8 protein-coding genes are annotated in these 22,354 nt (G+C 35.7%); 6 read left to right on the forward strand and 2 right to left on the reverse strand.

The window, feature by feature from the left end:
* The 6 genes from K5Q07_RS01290 to K5Q07_RS01315 all read left to right on the forward strand — a co-directional run.
* Positions 1-6,400 (forward strand): glycoside hydrolase family 70 protein (locus tag K5Q07_RS01290; protein ID WP_285289173.1); only part of this gene is annotated, 6,400 nt, incomplete at its 5' end.
* Between the two features lie 243 nt (positions 6,401-6,643).
* Entirely contained in the window at positions 6,644-10,927 is a 4,284-nt protein-coding gene (locus K5Q07_RS01295; RefSeq protein WP_220729248.1) for a glycoside hydrolase family 70 protein, read from the forward strand.
* Between the two features lie 71 nt (positions 10,928-10,998).
* The gene (locus K5Q07_RS01300; protein WP_220729249.1) at positions 10,999-15,228 is read left to right on the forward strand and encodes a KxYKxGKxW signal peptide domain-containing protein; all 4,230 of its coding nucleotides are present in this window, start codon (positions 10,999-11,001) and stop codon (positions 15,226-15,228) included.
* Positions 15,229-15,304: 76 nt separating this feature from the next.
* Positions 15,305-16,117: a CPBP family intramembrane glutamic endopeptidase gene (locus tag K5Q07_RS01305; RefSeq protein WP_220729250.1), complete on the forward strand. Its 813-nt coding sequence runs from the start codon at positions 15,305-15,307 to the stop codon at positions 16,115-16,117.
* A gap of 220 nt (positions 16,118-16,337) precedes the next feature.
* Positions 16,338-17,675 (forward strand): FAD-dependent oxidoreductase, encoded by a 1,338-nt coding sequence (locus K5Q07_RS01310; RefSeq protein WP_220729251.1) that lies wholly within the window; start codon positions 16,338-16,340, stop codon positions 17,673-17,675.
* 106 nt (positions 17,676-17,781) lie between these two features.
* Entirely contained in the window at positions 17,782-19,296 is a 1,515-nt protein-coding gene (locus tag K5Q07_RS01315) for a hypothetical protein (RefSeq protein ID WP_220729252.1), read from the forward strand.
* Between the two features lie 44 nt (positions 19,297-19,340).
* Here the strand turns inward: K5Q07_RS01315 and K5Q07_RS01320 are convergent, their stop codons facing one another.
* On the reverse strand, positions 19,341-20,801 hold the full coding sequence (locus K5Q07_RS01320; RefSeq protein WP_220729253.1) for an APC family permease: 1,461 nt from the start codon (positions 20,799-20,801) through the stop codon (positions 19,341-19,343).
* Positions 20,802-21,001: 200 nt separating this feature from the next.
* The gene (locus K5Q07_RS01325) at positions 21,002-22,324 is read right to left on the reverse strand and encodes an amino acid permease (RefSeq protein WP_220729417.1); all 1,323 of its coding nucleotides are present in this window, start codon (positions 22,322-22,324) and stop codon (positions 21,002-21,004) included.
* Positions 22,325-22,354: the final 30 nt, after the last annotated feature.

Here is a 22,354-nt window from a genome sequence, read left to right on the forward strand (position 1 = left end):
ATCACAAACAGAAACATCATCTAGCTCCAAAGATTCAGAACAATCAGCTAGCTCTAGTTCTGCATCACAAACAGAAACATCATCTAGCTCCAAAGATTCAGAACAATCAGCTAGCTCTAGTTCTGCATCACAAACAGAAAGCTCACAAGCTAGTAATACTAACCAATCATCAAACTCGAGCGTTAGTTCATCACAAGCAAGCAATTCAAACCAATCATCAAATGCAAGTGATAGTTCATCACAATCATCATTTGCATCTGTGTCTTTAAGTGTGCAATTAGCTTCAAATGCTTCAGACAGTTTGAAAGCACACACAAAGCAAATTGATGGAAAAACATACTTCTATGATTCTAACAATAATCAAGTGAAGTCCGCGTTGATTGAAGACAATGACACATATTATTATTTTGACCCAAATGGTTATTTAACTACATTCAATTCAAAATTCTCAGATGGATCAATTAATTCATCAGATAAGTTATCTATTTATACACCGGATGGTAAATCAATCACAAATATTGACGGTTTTTTAACTGCTAATTCATGGTACCGTCCTAAACAAATTCAAGTTAGCGACACACAATGGCGAGACTCTACTAACGCAGATTTTAGACCTTTATTAAGTGTGTGGTGGCCTAATAAGACTGTGGAAATTAACTACTTAAATTACATGAGTAAAAACGGCTTAGTTAGTGGTCAATTTGACAGTAACAGCAGTGCTAACGATATTAACCAAGCAGCTGCCACTGTTAGATTAAGTATCGAAAATAAAATTAAAGCTGATAACGGTAATTTAGACGAAATTAAATCTTTATTTACCACTTTTGTAAATTCTCAAGATGAATGGAACATCAATAGTGAAGACTATAATTCCGGCGATAGTTTACAAGGTGGAGCCCTTCTTTACGGAAATAACAACGAAACCAAAGATGCAAATTCAAATTATAGATTGCTTAACAGAAATCCAACTCAACAAAGCGGAAAAGTTGATTATACCCATACATCAGATCCGGGATTTGAATTTTTATTAGCTAATGACGTGGATAACTCTAATCCAGTAGTACAAGCAGAAACATTGAACTGGTTGCACTACTTAATGAACTTCGGTTCAATTGTTAATAATGATAGTTCAGCAAACTTTGATGGTTTTCGTGTTGATGCCGTTGATAACATGGATGCTGACGTTTTAAATATTATTAGTCAATACTTCAGGGATGCATATAAGATTAATGCCAATGACGTTAATTCAGATAACCATCTTTCTATTCTAGAAGACTGGAGTGGAAACGATCCATACTATCAAAAGGATCATGGAACTAACCAAATGACCATTGATAGTGGTTACCTAAACTCATTACGTTCAATTTTAATGTACAATCCTGCAGTGAGATCTGATATGTCTACTATTATTAATGCGGGTGTTGTAAACAGACAAGATGACAATACAAGCAACGAAGCAATTCCAAATTATGAAATTGTTAGAGCCCATGATGCGGGTGTTCAAGACATAATTTCACAAATTATCATTGATAATATCGATCCACATGCATCAGCTTCCAACCCCACATGGGAACAAATGAGAGAAGCATTTAAGATTTACGATGCAGATGAAAATAGTACCGTTAAAAAATACACACAATACAATATTCCAGCAGCGTATGCGCTAACTTTAACCAATAAAGATACAACTCCTAGAGTTTACTACGGTGATATGTATACTGATGGTGGCCAATTTATGGCACAAAAGACACCATACTACGATTCAATTGCTGAAATGCTTAAATCAAGGGTTAAGTATGTTTCTGGTGGACAACATATGGAAGCAGTTAAAGTAAACAATGGTGAAGACACCATTCTTACATCTGTTAGATATGGTAAGGGTGCACAAAATGCAGATGATTTAGGAGATAGTCTAACTAGAACATCTGGAATCGCTGTTGTTGAAAGTAACAATCCTACCTTGACTCTTTCTGCTAAGGACAAGGTTGTTATTCACATGGGTGCAGCTCATAAGAATCAAGAATATCGTCAATTATTAACAGCTACTGATTCTGGTATTGCAACTTTTGATAGTGATAGTTACAACGGCTACGTTGTTGCTCGTACTGATGACAATGGTGACCTAACATTAGATGGAAGCATCATCAAAGGATATGCCAGCCTTCAAGTATCTGGATACTTATCAATGTGGGTACCGCTAGGAGCCGCAGATAACCAAGATATTAGAACTGCACCAAGCTCAACACCAACTACAGACGGACAAGCTATTCATTCTAACGATGCATCAGATTCAAATGTTATTTTAGAAGCTTTTTCTAACTTCCAAGATTTTCCACAAACAACTGATCAATATGAAAATGTTGTTATTCAAAAGAATGCTGAAGACTTTAAGAATCTTGGATTTACTTACTTAGAATTGCCACCTCAATATCGATCAACAACTGATGGTTCATTTATTGATTCTGTTGTTCAAAACGGTTATTCATTTAACGATAGATATGATTTAGGATTTGGAACACCAACCAAATACGGTACAGCTGAACAATTGATGGATGCAATTAAGGCATTACATGCTCAAGGTATTAAAGTTCTTGCAGATATCGTTCCTGATCAAATTTACTCATTGCCAAATCAACAAATTGTAAATGCTACTAGAACAAATGCATATGGTGATCCAGATGCTAATTCAAATCTTATTAATAGTTTGTATGATGCATTCAGTAAGGGTTCAGGAACCGACTATCAATATAAGTATGGTGGAGAATTCCTAGAAGAATTACAAAAACTATATCCTGATTTATTTACCACTAAACAAATTTCAACAGGACAAACAATCGATGCTTCTAAGAAATTAAAGGTATGGACTGCTGAATATTTAAATGGTTCCAATATTCAAGGACGTGGAGCTGGATATGTATTAAGTAGTACACCAAATTCAAACTACTTCACTGTTGTGGATGATGGCAATACAAACATCAAGAGTTCTAACCTACCAAACGAACTGTTAGGCAATAACGTTGAATATGGTTTGAAGTTTATTGATGGTAAGGGCAAATATGTTTCAACCAGTGGTTACATTGCTAAAAACACTTTTATTCAAGATGACAATGGTAATTGGTACTACGTGGATAATGATGGTGATTTCGCTACTTCTCCACAAGTTATTAATGGAAACAAGTATTTCTTCTTATCAAATGGTATTAACTTAAGAGATTTCGTTGCTGTTAATAATGATGGAACAATGAACTATTATCAAAATAATGGATATATGGCTCAAACTTCAGCATATTACTTCAGTAAGAATATAAACCAAATGCTACATGTTAACGATAAGGGTACATTGGACACTGGTATTGTTGATATTCACGGTAATACTCAATATTTTGACGAAAATGGATATCAAATTAAGGGTGAAATTGTTAACTTTAACGGCACTAGCATGTACTTTGATGATGGATCTGGAAACCTAGTTACTGACAGATTTATTTCTTACGATAACGGATGGTACTACGCTGATTCAGATGGTGCTTTAGTAAAGGGATTACAACGTGTAAGACATGAGAACCTATACTTTGATAACAATGGTAAGCAAATTAAGGGTGCAGTAGTTACATTGAATGGTCATAAGATGTACTTTGATGAAAATAGTGGTGAACTATCTCAAAGTAAGTTCGTATTGTTCGATGGAAACGTATATTACGCTGACGATAATGGCTATCTTGTTAGTGGTTACCAAAACATCAATGGTAAGAACTTATACTTTAACTCTGATGGAGTACAAGTGAAGGATCAATTTATTAATGTTTCCGGCGAAAAGGTTTACTTTAATGGTAAAGATGGTTCTGAAGTTATGAACGACTTCATTATTCATGATGGCAAAGAATACTATGCTGACAACCAAGGTCATCTTGTAACTGGATATCAATTAATTGATGACCAACATATGTATTTCAATGAAGATGGCTCACAAATTAAGGATGTCATTGTTAACTTAAACGGCAAGTTAATGTACTTCGATAAAGATACAGGTGCTCAAGCTACCAGCCGTTTTGTTTTATATAACGGAAACGTATTTTATGCCAATGCAGATGGTGATTTAGTAACTGGATATCAAGAAATTGGTAATCATTATCTATACTTCAATTCTGATGGAACCCAAGTGAAGGGTCAATTTATCACAATTGGTAATCAAGAAAAGTACTTTAATGAATCAGATGGGTATCAAGTCACAAATAATTTCGTATTTAATGATGGCAATATATACTATCTAAATGCTGAAGGGCTTAAAGTAACTGGATACCAACAAATCGATGGTCAAGATATGTACTTTGACGATAATGGTGTTCAAGAAAAAGGTAAGTTTGTAAATATAAACGGTAAAAAACTATATCTAGATGGTCAATCAGGTGCAGTTGTAAGCGATAGATTCATTATTAACGATGGTAATGTATATTACGCTGGGGATGATGGACAACTTGTCAAAGGTGTTCAACATATCAATGATCATCAAGTGTTATTTGATGAAAATGGTGTCCAAGAAAAAGGTAAATATGTATTTAATGATGATGGAACTATCTCATACTACACTGCTGAAGACGGATATTTAGCTACATCTGATGTTAACTTCGATGGTAATATCATTCACTTTAACTCTAATGGTCAAATGAATATGCCACAATACTTCGTAACCATAAATGGAAAAACTTATCATTTAGATGGTAATAACAAGACAACAAAAGGTCTAATTGATATCAATGGTGATAAATACTTCTTTGGTGATGACGGGGTAATGAAGCAAAACCAAGATATCGAAGTTAATGGTATTAATTACCATGCTGGAAATGATGGTATATTGACTACCACAGATAATACTAATCCTGGATCATCAGCTGCAAATAAAACTCAAAGCAGTGCAGCAAGTCATGAAGCCCAAAGTAGTTCAAGTGCACAAAGTAGCTCAGCAAGTCATGAAACTCAAAGCAGTTCCATTGCACAAAGCAGTGCAGTAAGCCATCAAGCACAATCCAGCTCCAGTGCACAAAGTAGCTCAGTGAGTCATGAAGCACAAAGCAGTTCAAGTGCACAAAGCAGTGCAGTAAGCCATGAAGCACAATCAAGTTCAAGTGCTGAAAGTAGCTCAGCAAGTCATGAAACTCAAAGCAGTTCAAGCGCACAAAGTAGCTCAGCGAGTCATGAAGAACAAAGTAGTTCAAGTGCACAAAGTAGCTCAGTGAGTCATGAAGCACAAAGCAGTTCAAGTGCTCAAAGCAGCTCAGTAAGCCACGAAGCACAATCAAGTTTAAGTGCTGAAAGTAGCTCAGCAAGTCATGAAACTCAAAGCAGTTCAAGCGCACAAAGCAGTGCATCAAGCCATGAAGCACAAAGCAGTTCAAGTGCACAAAGTAGTTCAGCAAGTCATGAATCAGAAAGCAGTTCAAGTGCACAAAGTAGTTCAGCAAGTCATGAAGTACAAAGTAGCTCCAGCGCACAAAGCATTTCATCAAGTCATGAAGTACAAAGTAGCTCCAGTGCTCCAAGCATTTCATCAAGTCATGAAGTACAAAGTAGCTCCAGTGCTCCAAGCAGTGCATCAAGCCACGAAGAACAAAGTAGTTCAAGCGCCCAAAGCATTGCATCAAGTCACGAAGAACAAACAAGTTCAAGTGCACAAAGTAGTGCATCAAGTCATGAAGTGCAATCCAGCTCAAGTACTCACACTAGTGAACCAAGCAATAACGAACAAGCTAAGACAAACTCAAATGAATCAAAGCCATCTCAATCTAATGTAAATGTTAATAATGATAGAGAATTGAGTAATAGAGAGTTTACAAATGATAATCAAGGTTCCAACGATTATAGAGGGGACAATCAATCAAATACTCTTTCAAGAACTGAGACGCGTGAAAACCAAAAGATTCAAAGTAAGATGTTGACCACTAAGAGTTTGAAACAGGTTAATAAATTAGCTTCTTCCCAAGACAAACTAGTGAAGAAAGAGTTGAAACAATTAAATAAACTCAAAGCTGAACTTAAGAAACACAGTTCCAAGAAGCTGAAAAAAGAGTACAGCGCTTTGTTAGAAAAATATAAATCTAATAAGAATTACTACTTAGCTCTTGTTGCTGAACAAAATACTGTTGAGAAATATTTAAAGAGTTCCAAGAACCTTAAAAAAGATCAAAAGGCATTGCATAGTGTAAAGAAAAAGCTAGCTAAGGATAAGAAAAAATTAAAACATCATAGAAGTAAAAAGTTGAAACGAGCTTACGCAAAAGACATGAAGGATGAAAAGAAACTTAATAAAGTCATCAAAAAGTGTAAGGATGACGAAGCTAAGTTTAAGAAGTCCATTGTTAACAACTTTAAGAAAGTTTCATCAATGAAAAATAAGAAAAAATAATGACGTTAAAAAAGAATACCCTTTTAGGTATTCTTTTTTTGTTAAATTTTTATTTCAGAAACTTTAAAATTTTGTAATTTAAAAGTCTTGTATGCGTAATCTAAAGATAAAATTATAACAATATTATTTCAATTAGTTTAAAATATTATTTTTCTTAAAATTATATTAAAATAACCTTATTTTTCTAAAGAAATTTGATATAATTTTAACAGTTGTACATCGAAATTTATTTGGAGGGTAATTATGAATTTCAGTAATAATGATAAAAAATTACATTACAAAATGTATAAAGCTGGAAAACAATGGATAACTGCCGGTATCATCACTGGTGCGATGGCAATTACATTTGTTAGCTTTAATAGTAGTAATTTGTCTGCAAAAGCTGCAACAACTGGTACAGACACATTAGTTAAGAATAATGAAGATAAAAGTGTAAAGTCTGATTCTTCTGATAAGTTGTCATCATCTGCTTCATCATCTGCTTCTAGCAGAGAGACAAGCAGTAGTGTATCTTCATTATCTAGTGCAGGTTCATCTTCAGCGATGTCTAATGGATCATCAGCAGCACCTTCATCAGCTTCAAGCGTGAATTCGCAAGCTGTAACTGTTGCGGGTGCAAAAGAAGCTAGTGCTGCACAAAGTGTTAATCCACAACTAGCATCAGATGCTTCAGATGATTTCAAATCACATACTAAATACATTGATGGTAAGACTTATTACTACAACGATAATACAGAAGTTAAGTCACAAGTTATTGTTGATAACGGTTCTTCATATTACTTCGGCCCAGATGGTGTTTTAACAAACACTACTAATAATTTTGCATCTGGAACAATTGCTGCATCAGATAAGACAGCAATTTATTCATCAGATGATAAAAACATTACTAATGTAAATGGTTTTATTACAGCAGATTCATGGTACCGTCCAAAACAAATCCAAGTTAGTGACAGTCAGTGGAGAGACTCTACTGCCAACGATTTTAGACCGCTATTAAGTGTATGGTGGCCATCACAAAAAGTAGAAATTGATTACTTAAACTATATGAGCAAACAAGGATTAGTATCCGGTAAATTTAGCTCAAAAAATACATCTGCTCAATTAAATCAAGCAGCTGCCACCGTGAGATTGAACATTGAAAAAAACATTCAAGCAAACAATGGACAAACAGATAAAATTAAAACTATTTTCACTAACTTTGTAAATTCCCAATCTCAATGGAATGTTTCCAGTGAAAACTATGATTTAAATGATGGATTCCAAGGTGGATCATTAATTTACGGTAACAATGCACAAACACCAAATGCTAACTCAGATTACCGTTTAATCAATAGAAACCCATCTCAACAAAATGGAATCTTAAACTACAACAAGACCAGTTACATAGGTTATGAATTCTTATTAGCAAACGACGTTGATAATTCAAATCCAGTTGTTCAAGCTGAAACACTTAACTGGCTACACTACATGATGAACTTCGGTACCATCACTCAAAACGATAAGGATGCTAACTTTGATGGTATCCGTGTCGATGCCGTTGATAACATGGATGCAGATGTTTTAAATATCATTGCAGATTACTACAAGGATGCTTATGGCATTAACAAGAATGATAAGAATGCAAACGATCATTTATCAATCCTAGAAGATTGGAGTGCAAACGATCCTCAATATCTAAAGGATAACGGATCTAACCAAATGACCATCGATGGTGGTTTTAAGGATGCACTAGCTAATGTATTATCTAATAATCCTAAGAAACGTTCTGACATCGCCAAGTTAATTACCGCTGGTGTTGTTAACAGAAGAAAAGATAGTACTTACAACACAGCTATTCCTAACTACTCAATCGTCAGAGCCCATGATGCCGGTGTTCAAACTGTTATTGCTAAAATTATTCAAGATAAGATTAATCCAACTGCCAATGGATTAAACCCAACTTGGAATGAAATTAACAAGGCATTTAAGATTTACAATGCCGATGAAAAGAGTACTAACAAGAAATATACTCAATACAACATTCCAGCAGCCTACGCATTGATGTTGACCAACAAGGATACAACACCACGTGTATACTACGGTGATTTGTACACCGATAATGGTCAATTTATGGCAACTAAGACTCCATACTACAACTCAATTAGCGCAATGCTTAAAGGAAGAGTTAAGTATGTGGCCGGTGGTCAAGCAATGAAGACCTTTGCAGTAAATAAGGGTAAGAATAAGGTATTAGTATCAGTTCGTTTTGGTAAGGGTGCTAACACCGTTACTTCAAAGGGAACTAAGCAAACTAGAAAATCTGGTATTGCTGTTATTGAAAGTAACAATCCAAAACTTAAGTTAGGTAAGAGGGATAAAGTAGTTATCTACATGGGTGCTGCTCACAAGAACCAAGCATACAGACCATTGGTTAATACCACTAAGAAGGGTATTACTACCTATGCTACTGACAAGGGTGCCAAGAAGAGTGTTATTTACACCGATTCAAAGGGTCGCTTAATTCTTACTGGTTCAGCAATTAAGGGATACTCCAATCCACAAGTTTCTGGATACCTATCAATGTGGGTACCAGTTGGAGCATCTGCAAAACAAGATGTAAGAACTGCACCAAGTACTAAGGTAACTAAGGATGGTAAGTCATACCACTCAAACGCTGCTTTAGATTCAAACGTTATCTTTGAAGCATTCTCTAACTTCCAAAGCATGCCAACTAAACAATCACAATACTCAAACGTAGTGATTGCAAAGAATGCTAAGTTATTTAGTGGCCTAGGATTTACCAACATTGAATTACCACCACAATACCGTTCAACAAACGATGGAACATTCTTGGACTCAACTGTTCAAAATGGTTACTCATTCAATGATAGATATGACCTAGGATTTAACACACCAACTAAGTACGGTACTGCAGAACAATTGACTACAGCAATCAAGGCATTACATGCTCAAAACCTAAAGGTATTGATGGACTTTGTGCCAGATCAACTATATATGTTGCCAAAACAACAAGTTGTTTCAGCAACTCGTGTAAACCAATTAGGTGTTCTTAGCGATAAGACCAACTTGATTAACATGCTATATGATTCATACAGTCAAGGTTCAGGGGCTGACTACCAAGCTAAGTACGGTGGTGAATTCTTAAGTCAACTACAAAAGATGTACCCAGACTTGTTTACAACAAAACAAGTATCAACAGGTAAGACAATCGATCCTTCAACCAAGATTAAGGTATGGGATGCTAAGTACCTAAATGGTTCTAACATTCAATGTCGTGGTGCTGAATATGTATTGAGTAACTCATATGGTGCTGGATACTTCACTGTGTTAACTTCTGATAACCCAGGGATTCAGGCAACCGTATTACCTAAGGAATTATTAGGTCAAACTGTTAACTACGGTATTACCACTATTGATGGTCAACAAAGATACATCACACCAAGTGGTTACGTTGCTACTAATTCATTCTTAAAGGATGAAAGTGGTAACTGGTACTACGTTGATGCGCAAGGTAACTTCGTAACAACACCAACCATCATCAACGGATACCAATACTACTTCCTACCAAACGGCGTGAATGTTAGAGATGCGATGGTGACAAACCCTGACGGAACAACAACCTACTACCAACCAAATGGTATTCAAGCACAATCATCAGGTTACTATTTGAGTAATAACATTGGAAGAATCGTTTATATCGATAAGAACGGTTATGCTCACAAAGGATTCTTGAACACTGGTAATAACCTTCAATACTTCGATAAAAATGGATACCAAGTTAAAAATGGATTCGTAACTACCAAAGGTATTAAACGTTTCTTCGCTGCTGGATCTGGAAACCTTGTTAAGAATGGTTTCTTCTCATACAACAAGCAATGGTACTACGCAAATGGCAACGGTTATGTAGTTAAGGGTCATCAAACAATCAATGGTAAGAAGTACTACTTCTACAGCAATGGTGTGCAAGCTAAGAACAAGATGGTTGTAAACAAGAATAAGACCATTTCTTACTACAATGCATCTAATGCACAACTAGTTACCAAGTCATTCAAGTACAAGGGCAAGACAATTACTGTTAAAAAGGGAGTTGTTTACGCTCCTAACAAGTTAATTGTTACTTCTGCTGGTAAGTTCTTGCTAAACTCCAAGAACCATGTCAGATCAGGAGTTCATAAACTTTCTGGTAAATACTATGCCTTTGATGGCAATGGAAGAATGAAGACATCTGGTACTGCTAAGTTCAGCTCCGTTACCTACAAGGTAAGAAAAAATGGAACTGTTAACTTTAACACTGGAAAAGTAGTTTCTGCCAAAGACTTGAAGGCTGTTAAGAAACAATTATCTGCCAAGAAGAAAGCTGTTGCATCTGAAAATAAGAATGTTTTAGCTGCAAAAAAAGCAGTTAACAGAAATAATTCAAAGAGCAACAAAGCAACATATAAGAAAGTTACAAAGGCTTTGAAAGCATTGAAAAACACAATAAGCAAGCTTAATGGTTATATCACTAGTTATAACAAGCGCAAGTAAGAAAAAGTGAGATGCCAATTCTGGTATCTCACTTTTTTACATAATATTTTCGTTTTTTTAGGGGGAAAAACATGAATTTCAACAATAACGATACAAAGGTTCACTATAAGAGTTACAAATCAGGTAAACACTGGATTAACGCAGCAATCATGACATCAGCATTTATTCCTTTATTCGCTCTTACACAATTTTATGGCAACGACACTAAGGCATCTGCTGACCAAATTAGTAGTTACACTAATAATAGTGAAACGAAATATAAGCTAAACAATAATAACGTCCAATTTGTTATGTCAGATGGTAGTTTAGCTAAAGGTTTAGTTTCAATTGATGGTAATGAACAATACTTCGACAATAATGGTAATCAATTTAAAGGTTCAATCGCTGATGTGAATGGTCATCGCATGTATTTTGACGGGGCTAATGGTAACTTAGTGCGTAACCAATTCATTTCTTACAACGGATCATATGTATATGCAGATAATAATGGTTACTTACTAACCGGACTACAAGATGTTAATAATCAACACTTGTTCTTTAACGATGACGGCACACAGGTAAAGGGACAAATTGTCCAAGTTAACGGCAAACAAATGTATTTCTCAGCGGATTCCGGAGAATTAGTCACAAACCAATATGTAACCGTTGATGGTAAAAATTACCATGCCGATTTAAATGGTGTTTTGACCGAAGATAACTCAAAAACTGAAGCGTCTTTGATGACCAATTCAGCGTTTAATCAAAATTACCACTACAACACGCCTCGTGGATTCTCAAACGATATTCAATCAATCGTTCCTCACTATAATAATAACGATCCTAAAACTGGAACAATTGATTACTATGACGTTTACTTCTTATACAACCCATACCCTAGTGATGTCAGATTCTCTAACGAATGGTACCACGCAACAACTAAGGACTTTAAGACATTTTCTGCCTTTGATAAGGCTGATCCAACTTCAATTAAAAACGTTGCCATTCCTTATAAGACTTACAAGGTTAACCAAATGTCTGATGAAAATAAGAATAACCAAGACCATATGTTATGGTCATACGTTGCCACCGGTTCAGTCTTATATAATGACAAATTGCTAAGTCATGATGTATGGGGTAATAAAATTGATGATAACGCCAAGCTTGCTTACTTTAGTGCCATCGATAACAAACAAGAAATTTTCTTAATGTACAGCAATAATGATGAACAATACAAGCCTTACCAATCACAACCTGTTATGTCGATTGATCAAATCCCAAGTCCAAATACAGGGGACTTTAGGGATGTTGTTGTTCAAAGATCAACAAAAGGAAATGGAAAAATGTATGCTTACATTGCTGGTGGATGGGAAAAGAAATTCTATGTCCTTAGCAGTGACGATGGTGTTCATTGGACCCATGATCCTAAACAAGACGTTGACGTATCGAATTTAAATGACAAAAAACTAGAAGTTGAAACACCGATTGTGAAGATTGTTAATGGTCAAGCTTTACTATTCTTTAGTTGGCATAGTGATAACTTAAGAGGTAATGCTTACGTTAAGGGATCCATTGACCAAGATGGTGTCTTCAAAGTAAAGGATACTGAATTCCATCAAGTAGACGGTGATGCCAATCAAGGTGACACTTACGCAAGTAACTATGCATACCTAGATGAAGATGGTAAAAATGCAGATGCGTTAGTTAACATCAACTGGAGTGGTAACTGGTTATACTCACCAATCGGAACTCCTGCTTATGATGACTTAACTAAGCACGCTGGTACTATCACATTACCAAGATTAATCCAATTTGATAGTAATACTAAGTCACTAATCTATATTCCAATCGAACCAAACAGTAAGTTGGTTAATAGCTATAGAATTGGCAGTAACAATAATTCATTATTGGCAAACGTTAACAACAAATATGACTTTACTTTTGATGATTCAAAATCACCTAAGGTTATTACATTAAAACGTGCAGAATCAACAATTACCATTACTGTCGACAATAATGGAATCACAGTTAATCGCCAGAGTAACCTAAATCCAAAAATGGATAAGGATGTTACTACACCGCTAAGCACTACTGATATTACAAAGATGCAATTGTATGTAGATAATTCAACAGTGGAAGTTTACCTTCCAGAGGCTAATGAATCATACAATATTGTGAACTATACTTCACAACAAAACGAACCATACACAATGAGCGTCCAAGGAAATGCTAATATTGATAACTATCAATTTGGCGGGGATGCTGCATCAATTACATCAGATTCAGTTTCCCAAAACATTAAAGATGTTAGAAAAGATGTAGAGAATGACTATAAATCACTAGTTAATATTAAAGATAAAGATGCCAACCAAGATAAACAAGCTAATGACCTTAATAATCAAGCACAAGCTGATTTAGCTAAGGCTGAACAATATCTTACAACTGTAAAGAATAAAGATAAAGATGATGCCACCCAATCATTGTACTTAGACATTGCTAACTACAATTATCTACAAGCCAAAAGTCTAGAAAACAAATTAGCTGCACTTATTATGGCTATTTCTAACAGTTCTTCAAACAATGGCAGAAATAACCAAACCGGTTTCGATACCATTAATGGCAACACTGTCTACTTTGAAAATGGAATTAGAAAGACCGGATTGTTTAACAATAATTACTTTGATGATCAAACCGGTTACGAAGTTAAAAATACAGTAGTGTTCACAAATGACGGTACTTATTATTTCGACAACAATGGTAATATGCTAAAGGATAACTTCGAGGTCATTAATAATGATTCCGATATCACGCCAAACTACGGCACAAGAAAGTACTACTTTGGCGATGATGGTAAGGCTGTTAAGGGACAAATTACAGTCAATGGTGATAAATACTATGCTGACGGTAATTACCTAATCGTTAATAACGATGTTGTAAAGAATGCTGATGGCACATTATCTTATTACGGTACAGATGGAAAATTAGCAACAAATACCACCTGGGGTAATGATGGCTTAAGCATTAATGGTGACGGTATTATTCAAGGTAATGATACTTTCGTACAATCACCACTAAACGCTAAAATTTTCTACTACCTAAAGGATAACCATATTCAAACCGGTTATATTAACTCAATGGGTAATGCATATATCTTCGATGACAATGGATTGCCAGAATTAAACCAATACAAGAATGATGCAAATGGCAGAATTCAATACTACGTTGCTTCTAATGGTAAACTGGCAAGAAACCAATTTGTTCAAGCATATACAAATGGACCATTCTATTACTTTGGAAATGACAATAAAGCTGTGTTTGGTAACCAAATCATTGATGGTAACAAGATGTACTTTGACAACAATGGTTATCAAGTCAAAGGTGGTTTCGTTGAAAATGCCAATGGAACTTACTCATATTATGATCAAGGTAACGGTAATTTGGCTATCGGACAAGTCAAGGTCGGTAAACGCACTCTATACTTTGACGCTAACGGAGAACAAGTCAAAGGTGGTTTCGTTGAAAATGCCAATGGAACTTATTCATACTATGATAAAAATAGTGGGGATATGAAGACTGGTAAGGTTAGTTTAAACGGTCGCAAGCTATACTTTGCTTCTAATGGGGAACAGGTCAAAGGCAGATTCGTTAAAAATGCCAACGGAACCTATTCATACTATGACAAAAATAGTGGAGATATGGTTGTCGGTAAAGTCAACCTAGATGGACGTATCCTTTACTTTGATAGAAATGGTGAACAAGTGAAGGGAAGAGCTGTTCAAAATCTAGATGGCTCATATTCTTACTACGATAAAAACACCGGTGATTTAGTTAATGATCGTGCAAACAATGAATCAAAGACCAGCTCTAAAAAGGGCAAAAAGGCGCCTAAACGATCTGAATTAACTGCTATTCAACGTAAGCTTGCTAGCGACAAGAAGAATCTATCAAGACAAAAAGCACAACTAACTAAGTTGAAGAAGAACCTAAATAAGAAACACACTAAAAAGACTGCAAAGAAGCTTTCAACTCAATACAAGAATCTTCTTAAGAAGTACAACAAGGCTAAGAAGTCATATACTAAGCTTAATAAGAGAAAGAACGGCTTAGCTAGTTACTTCAAGAATGTTGCTTTAGTAAACAAGACCAAAGCTGAATTAACTAATGTTAAGGCTCAAGAAGCTAAGGCTAACAAGAATCTAAAGAAGCATAACACTAAGAAGAACCGTGCTGCTTTGAAAAAACTAAAGGCAAAGGTTACAAAAATCAACAAGACCATGTCTAAATACTACAAAGCAATGAGCAAATTTAAGCATAGTTACAAGTAACACAAAAAAGAATGTCATTTTGGCATTCTTTTTTTGTATGTTATGATATTTTCATCAATTAAAGCGAGGAAATAATATGAAATTAACCAAGATGTGGGCAATTACCTTTTGGGTATTGCTGATTGTTTTTATTGCGTTAAACCTTACCAGTTTAACTCCGATATATATAAATATTTACACAACTTCCCATAAGGTTATTGGACAAATGGAACCTGGCATCTTAAGGGCGGTATTTGCGATTGCTCTATTGATATATGCCAAACGAGAATGGAATATTGACGTCATGCATCAAAAGGGTGGATACATCAACATGTTTAAGGCGGGATGGCTACTAATCTTGCTAACTGTTATCAATGTGGCATTTGCAGGTGACAAAATTGTCTGGGATAGTCTATTACATCATATGGATGCATTGAATATTTCACTGGCTTTTGGTGTTGGACTAATTGAGGCATTGTTCGTAGGGATGTTTGAAGAAATCTCTATTAGAGGAGTCATGATGGGTGCCATGTTAAAAGGATTCAAGAAGTATCCAGTCATGAAGAGTATCTTCTTCTCCAGCGTAATCTTTGGATCACTACACATGTTGAATTACGCAGATGCACCATTTTGGGATACCACCAATCAGGTAATTTACGCAGCTGGATTAGGTTTTGTATTAGCGACCGTCTACTATATAAGTAAAAATATCTGGGTTTCTATCACGCTACATGCCTTGATGGATTACTCGGCATTTGTCTTTTCAATGCATTCAATGTATGCAAATACAGCAACTACCAACACGATAGATGCCATGTCGATTGCCATTTTCATAATCGGATTAATATCTTCTTACTTATCGTTAATTGCGTATAATCGTAAACAAGGCAAGAAAGATTTATTATTTTAAGCACGAAAGCAACGGAAAATTCCGTTGTTTTTTTGTGCATTTGTGAAACTCAGTGAGATGTTACACAAAGTTAAAGGGAGCTATAACCACTGTTAATATATCAAATGTTAAATTTATCTTAAGGTGAAATAAAATTATTGTGTTTTTATTCACAATACATATAATTAGATTTGTAGAGAAAATATAAATGAAAATTACAGAATAGAGAAGGTATTACAATATGAGAGTTATTGTTATTGGTTGTACACATGCAGGTACATTCGCTGTTAAACAAATTCTAAAAGAACACCCAGATGCAGAAGTTACTGTATACGAAAGAAATGACAACATTTCATTCTTATCATGTGGTATCGCATTATACCTAGATGGTAAGGTTAAGGATCCTCAAGGTTTATTCTACTCAAACCCTAAGGAACTATCCGATTTAGGTGCAAACGTTAAAATGCTACACAGTGTTAAGTCTGTAGATACTGACGCTAAGACTGTTGAAGTTGAAAACTTAGATTCACACGACGTATTTACTGACAAGTACGACAAGCTAGTTATGACAACAGGTTCACGTCCTGTTCTTCCTCCAATCGAAGGTCGCGATAACAAGAACGTATTCTTCTGCAAGAACTGGCACGATGCACAAATCCTATTTGAAAAGGCTAAGGACCACAAACGTATCGCTGTTGTTGGTGCCGGATACATTGGTGCTGAATTAGCAGAAGCATTTTCAAACCACGGTCACGAAACTACTTTAATCAACAGTGACAGTCACGTTCTATCAAAGTACTTTGACAAGAAGTTCACTGACAAGATTGAAGAACTTTACGCTGACCACAACGTAAAATTAGAACTAGGCGTTCGTGTACAAAAATTCTCAGGTGATGATGAATTAACATTGTCAACTGGTGATCACGACATCAAAGCCGACATGGCTATCCTATGTGTTGGTTTCCAACCAAACACTGAACTATTAACTGGTAAGGTTGATATGATGGATAACGGTGCCATCATCACTAACGAATACATGCAAACATCAAACCCAGATATCTTTGCTGCCGGTGACAGTGCTGCCGTACACTTCAACCCAAGTGAAACTAACGAATACATTCCATTAGCAACTAACGCTGTTCGTCAAGGTATTCTAGTTGGTAAAAACATTGAAAAACCAACAACTAAGTACATGGGAACTCAATCATCATCTGGTCTACAACTATATGATTATGCATTAGTTTCTACTGGTATGACCGTTGGTATGGCCGAAAGAAAGGGTATGAAAGCAAGCTCAGTAGTTGTTGAAGATAACTACCGTCCAGAATTCATGCCAACAACTGAAAAGGTATTAATGGAACTAGTTTACGATCCAAGTACTCGTCGTATCTTAGGTGGATCATTAATGAGTCGTTACGACATTTCTCAATCAGCTAACACATTATCTGTTCTTATTCAAAACAAGAACACAATTGATGACTTAGCAATGGTTGATATGTTATTCCAACCAAACTTTGACCGTCCATTCCACTACCTAAACATCTTAGGTCAAGCTGCTCAAGCGCAAGAAGAAAAATAAAATCTTTAATTAAATCTGAAAAATTCCCTAAAAAATTTCATTTTGGGGAATTTTTTTATAGCTATTTTATTTTTATTGGATTATCATTACAAGATGAGGTGAGAAAATGAAAAAAATTATAAATAGACTAACCACGAAGAACATTTTGATGTTAGTGATTAGTTTTGTTTGTATGTTCTTTTTAACAACAGCTTCGCCGTTCTACCAGTTCAATAGATCAGTAGACGCGAATACAATGTATACTGTTGGAAAAGGATTACTACACGGATTACTTCCCTACAAGGATTTATTCGATAACAGGGGACCATTAATTTACTTAATTCATTCCGCAAATGCGATCTTTTCATACAACTCCTTTACATTTATCTATGTAATTGAATCATTGTTGTTGTTCCTAGATATCGCGTACATTAATCGAATTTTATCAATGAAACTAAGCGCAAGAACAGCAATGTTCTGCAGTTTCTTATTTATTCCATTGGCATTTACCAGCCGTATCTTCTACTATGGTGATTTACCAGAAGAATACGCTATGACCTTTGTATTAATCTTGTTATATTCATGTATTCAATACAATTGGTTTGATATGCCACGTCGTTACTACATAGTTAATGGATGCTTTGTTGCAATTTTATTCTGGATTAAATATTCATTAGTTATTCCTTGGGTAATATTCTTTATTTATGTTGGTTTAGCATGTCTATTCACTAAACGATTCAAGAAGTTGTTTGTGATTATCTTAGACGCTTTAGTCGGATTCTTATCTGTAACTTTACCAATCATTATTCTTTATTGGTCCACAGGAGCCTTAAAATTCCTATTTAACGACTATTTCTACCTAAACTTGACACATTACCATGTGCAAAACGCATCGTTCGCATACACGCTATTTAAGATGGAATACCCAACATTTGGTTTTTCACATCACCTAGTTATTATCAGAACTGTCTACTACTTGATGATTGCACTATTCATTTGCGCAGTTGTTAGATACATGCGTGAAGCAAAGATGCATGATAGTAACAAGGCATTAGTTGTTTTAATCGTCTTTATTGATATCCTAGCAACTTACGAAGTAGGTGGAGCAAGTTTCTCATACTACCTATTCGCCTGTGAACCATTTATCATCTTCTACTTGTTTGAATTAGGATTACTAGTCGATAAGTATCTATACAACAAGAAGTACTTAATTTGGGGATTGTCAGTGTTAGCTTTATTAGGAATCTTTGTTACAAACAGAAATTACCGTACAAGCTTACATTACTCAAAACCTAGTCAATCATATCAATATGAATATTCTAAGATTATTAACAAGTCTAAGGATAAGTCATTATTGAACTACCGTTTCCTAGATGTTGGTTTATACACTTACACAGGAACACATGCTGATAACCGTTTCTTTATTAGAAACAACATCACATACAAGCCAATGTATGATGCACAACGTGATTACTTACATTCACTAAAATACAAGTTCGTAGTTACTAAGTACCGTAAGGGCTGGAGACTATGGAAGGTTGATACTAGATTCTTGAAGAAACACTACACTAGACTTCGTCATATGAGATTTAACTATCAAGATCATAGCGAAGGTTGGATTGACCTATACGTTAGAAAATAGCATAAAAAAAGAGGACTCGTTTGAGTCCTCTTTTTTTGGTTTAATTATTCATTATCATTTGATTTAACTTCGGCTGCTTGGTTTCTTGATTTGTGGTGCATACCATAAACAAAGTAGATAACCATACCGATGATGAACCAGCCAAGAGCATAAATCTTAGCATCGTTATCTAGTCCCCAGAATACTGCTAGAGAAGCTAGGAAACCTAGAGCAGGCATAACAGGGAAGAATGGTTCTTTAAATCCTGGCATGTTGATGTCTTTTCCTTCACGTTTTCTAAGTGGGTAAATACCAATTGAAACGAACATGAAGGCGATCAATGTACCAGCTGAAATTAGTTGTGATAGGAATGTAAATGTTAGGAAGGCACCGATAATAACAGAAATTACAGTCATAGTAATGATTGAATTTAGTGGAAGGTGACTCTTCTTGTTAACCTTACCTAAGAACTTAGGTAGCATTCCATCTCTACCGAATGAGTATAGTAGACGTGAACCTGCCATCATCATACCGATTAGGGCAGTAAACATACCAACAACAGCAATGATTTGAACAGTTGAAGCAACGATTGGGTGACCGGCTTGACGTAGGGCCCAACCAACAGGTTCAGCATTATTAGCGTAGTTAGTGTACTTAAACATACCAACTAGAACTAGTGATACAGCAACGAACAATGTAACGGCAATTACAAGTGATCCGATAATACCTCTAGGCATTGTCTTTTGAGGGTTCTTTGCTTCTGCAGAGTTTGCAGCAATTGAATCAAAACCAATGTATGATAGGAAAATTACTGATACACCGGCATAAATTCCGCTAAAGCCACCGAAGCTAGTACCATCGGCATTAACATGGTGAGCAGGAATAAATGGAACGTAGTTGGCGAAGTGGATTGCAGTAGCACCGACAACGATAAATACTAATACGGCAGCTACTTTTAAAATTACTAATACATTTTCAACACGAGAAGTTTGCTTGTCACCACGTGTAATCAAGAACATTACAATGAAGATTACAACAACGGTACAAATATCAACTAATCCGCCCTTTGCACTGACAGGGTTAGCTAAATATGTAGGAAAGTTAATTCCAAGCGGTGCAATCAGACCGCGGAAGTTAGCGGATAATCCGGCTGCCACGAAAGCAACAGCGATGAAGTATTCTGCTAGAAGTGCCCATCCGGCAACCCAGCCCCAGAATTCTCCAAAAACAACGTTAATCCATGAGTATGCAGAACCGGCGAACGGCATGGCTGAAGCCATTTCTGCGTAGGATAAAGCGACCAACCCAGCGACAATAGCCGCAAGTAAGAATGAGATTGTTACCGCAGGACCAGCATTGTTAGCGGCCACGATACCAGGAAGGGTAAAAATAGCAGTAGAAACAATTGTTCCAACTCCTAAAGCTAGGAAATCCTTTGTAGTCAATGATCTGACCAAGTTAGAATCCTTTTGCTCATAAACACTTGGATCTTCTTTTCGATTCATTCGTTTGAATAGATTCGCCATAAAAATTACCTCTTTTCGTATGTATAAACAAGATGGCATCTCATTTATTAAAAAATGATTAGAAATTGATTATATTTTAATCTTTTTTGTTAATTTGTCAAATGTTGTTTGTAAATAATAAACAAACGTAACTAATATTTTAACATGAAAATAGCCACCCTTGAATAGCAAAAGGGTGGCTAAATTAGTTTTAATATGAATTAGTTTTCTTTCTTATTAAATCTAACAAAGTATAGGATTGTCATTAATGCTAAGAAGACGATCCCTACAATCAATGGAATTCTTGTATCATCATTGAAGAACATAAATACTAAAGTAATGAATAGTACTAGTAATGTTAGATAGTTTGAGAAAGGTGCTAGTGGCATCTTGAATGGATGACCAACTAGTTTTTCAGGATGTTGCTTTCTAAACTTAAGTTCTGACATGATAATTACGAACCATGGAACCATACCTGGAAGAACAGATGAACTGTATACATATACGAAGATTTGATTTGCTCCCTTGTAGAATAGAGGAAGAATTACGTTTAAAATAACTCCCAATAAAATACCAGTAGCAATTGAAATAACAGAGATGTATGGAACACCGTGTTTATTAATCTTGTTGTATCTGTCAGGTAATTGACCTTGTTGTGCTAATAGGTATGACATACGGCTTGAACTGTAAATTGCTGAGTTAGAACCTGATAGAGCGGCTGTTAAAACAACAAAGTTAATGATTGAAGCGGCAGCTGTAATACCTACTTGTGAGAATGTTTCTACGAAAGGAGAACCGATGTTAGCAATCTTATCCCATGGGTAGATTGATAGCATTACGAAGATTGATCCAATGTAGAAGATTAAGATACGGCCAATAGTGTCTTGAATAGCCTTAACTAGAGTCTTCTTAGGATTTTCAGCTTCACCTGCAGTAACACCGATTAATTCGATTCCTTGGTAAGAAGCGAACACGATTGATAGTGCGAAGAAGAATCCTTTGATACCACCAGTGAAGAATCCGTGTGACCATAGGTTAGAAATACCAGTAGGTCCAATACCATTGAAACCTAAAACGATAATTACTAAACCAACGGCAATCATTGCGATGATAGTAACAACCTTGATTAAAGCAAACCAGTATTCCAATTCACCAAAGGCACTAACTGAGATTAAGTTAGCGATACATAAGAATACTACCGCGATAATTCCGGGTACCCAAGATGGAATTGATGGCCACCAGAATTGCATGTAAGTACCAATAGCAATCATTTCTGAAATACCAACAACAACCCATTGGAAAATGTTTGACCAAGCAGTCAAATAACCGAAAATGGGGTGCATGTATTCAGAAGCAAAATGTGAGAATGAACCACTTATTGGGTTATCGTATAACATTTCACCTAAAGCTCTCATAATTAAATATAAGAACACACCAGCAATTGCATATGCTAGCAATACAGAAGGACCAGTCCATTCAATTGTGGACTTGGCGCCCATAAATAGACCAACCCCGATTGTTCCCCCAAGGGCGATCATTTGCATCTGTCTAGAACTTAATTTACGCTCTAGTTT

The sequence above is a fragment of the Apilactobacillus zhangqiuensis genome (genome assembly GCF_019656215.1).
GTDB classification, from domain to species: domain Bacteria; phylum Bacillota; class Bacilli; order Lactobacillales; family Lactobacillaceae; genus Apilactobacillus; species Apilactobacillus zhangqiuensis.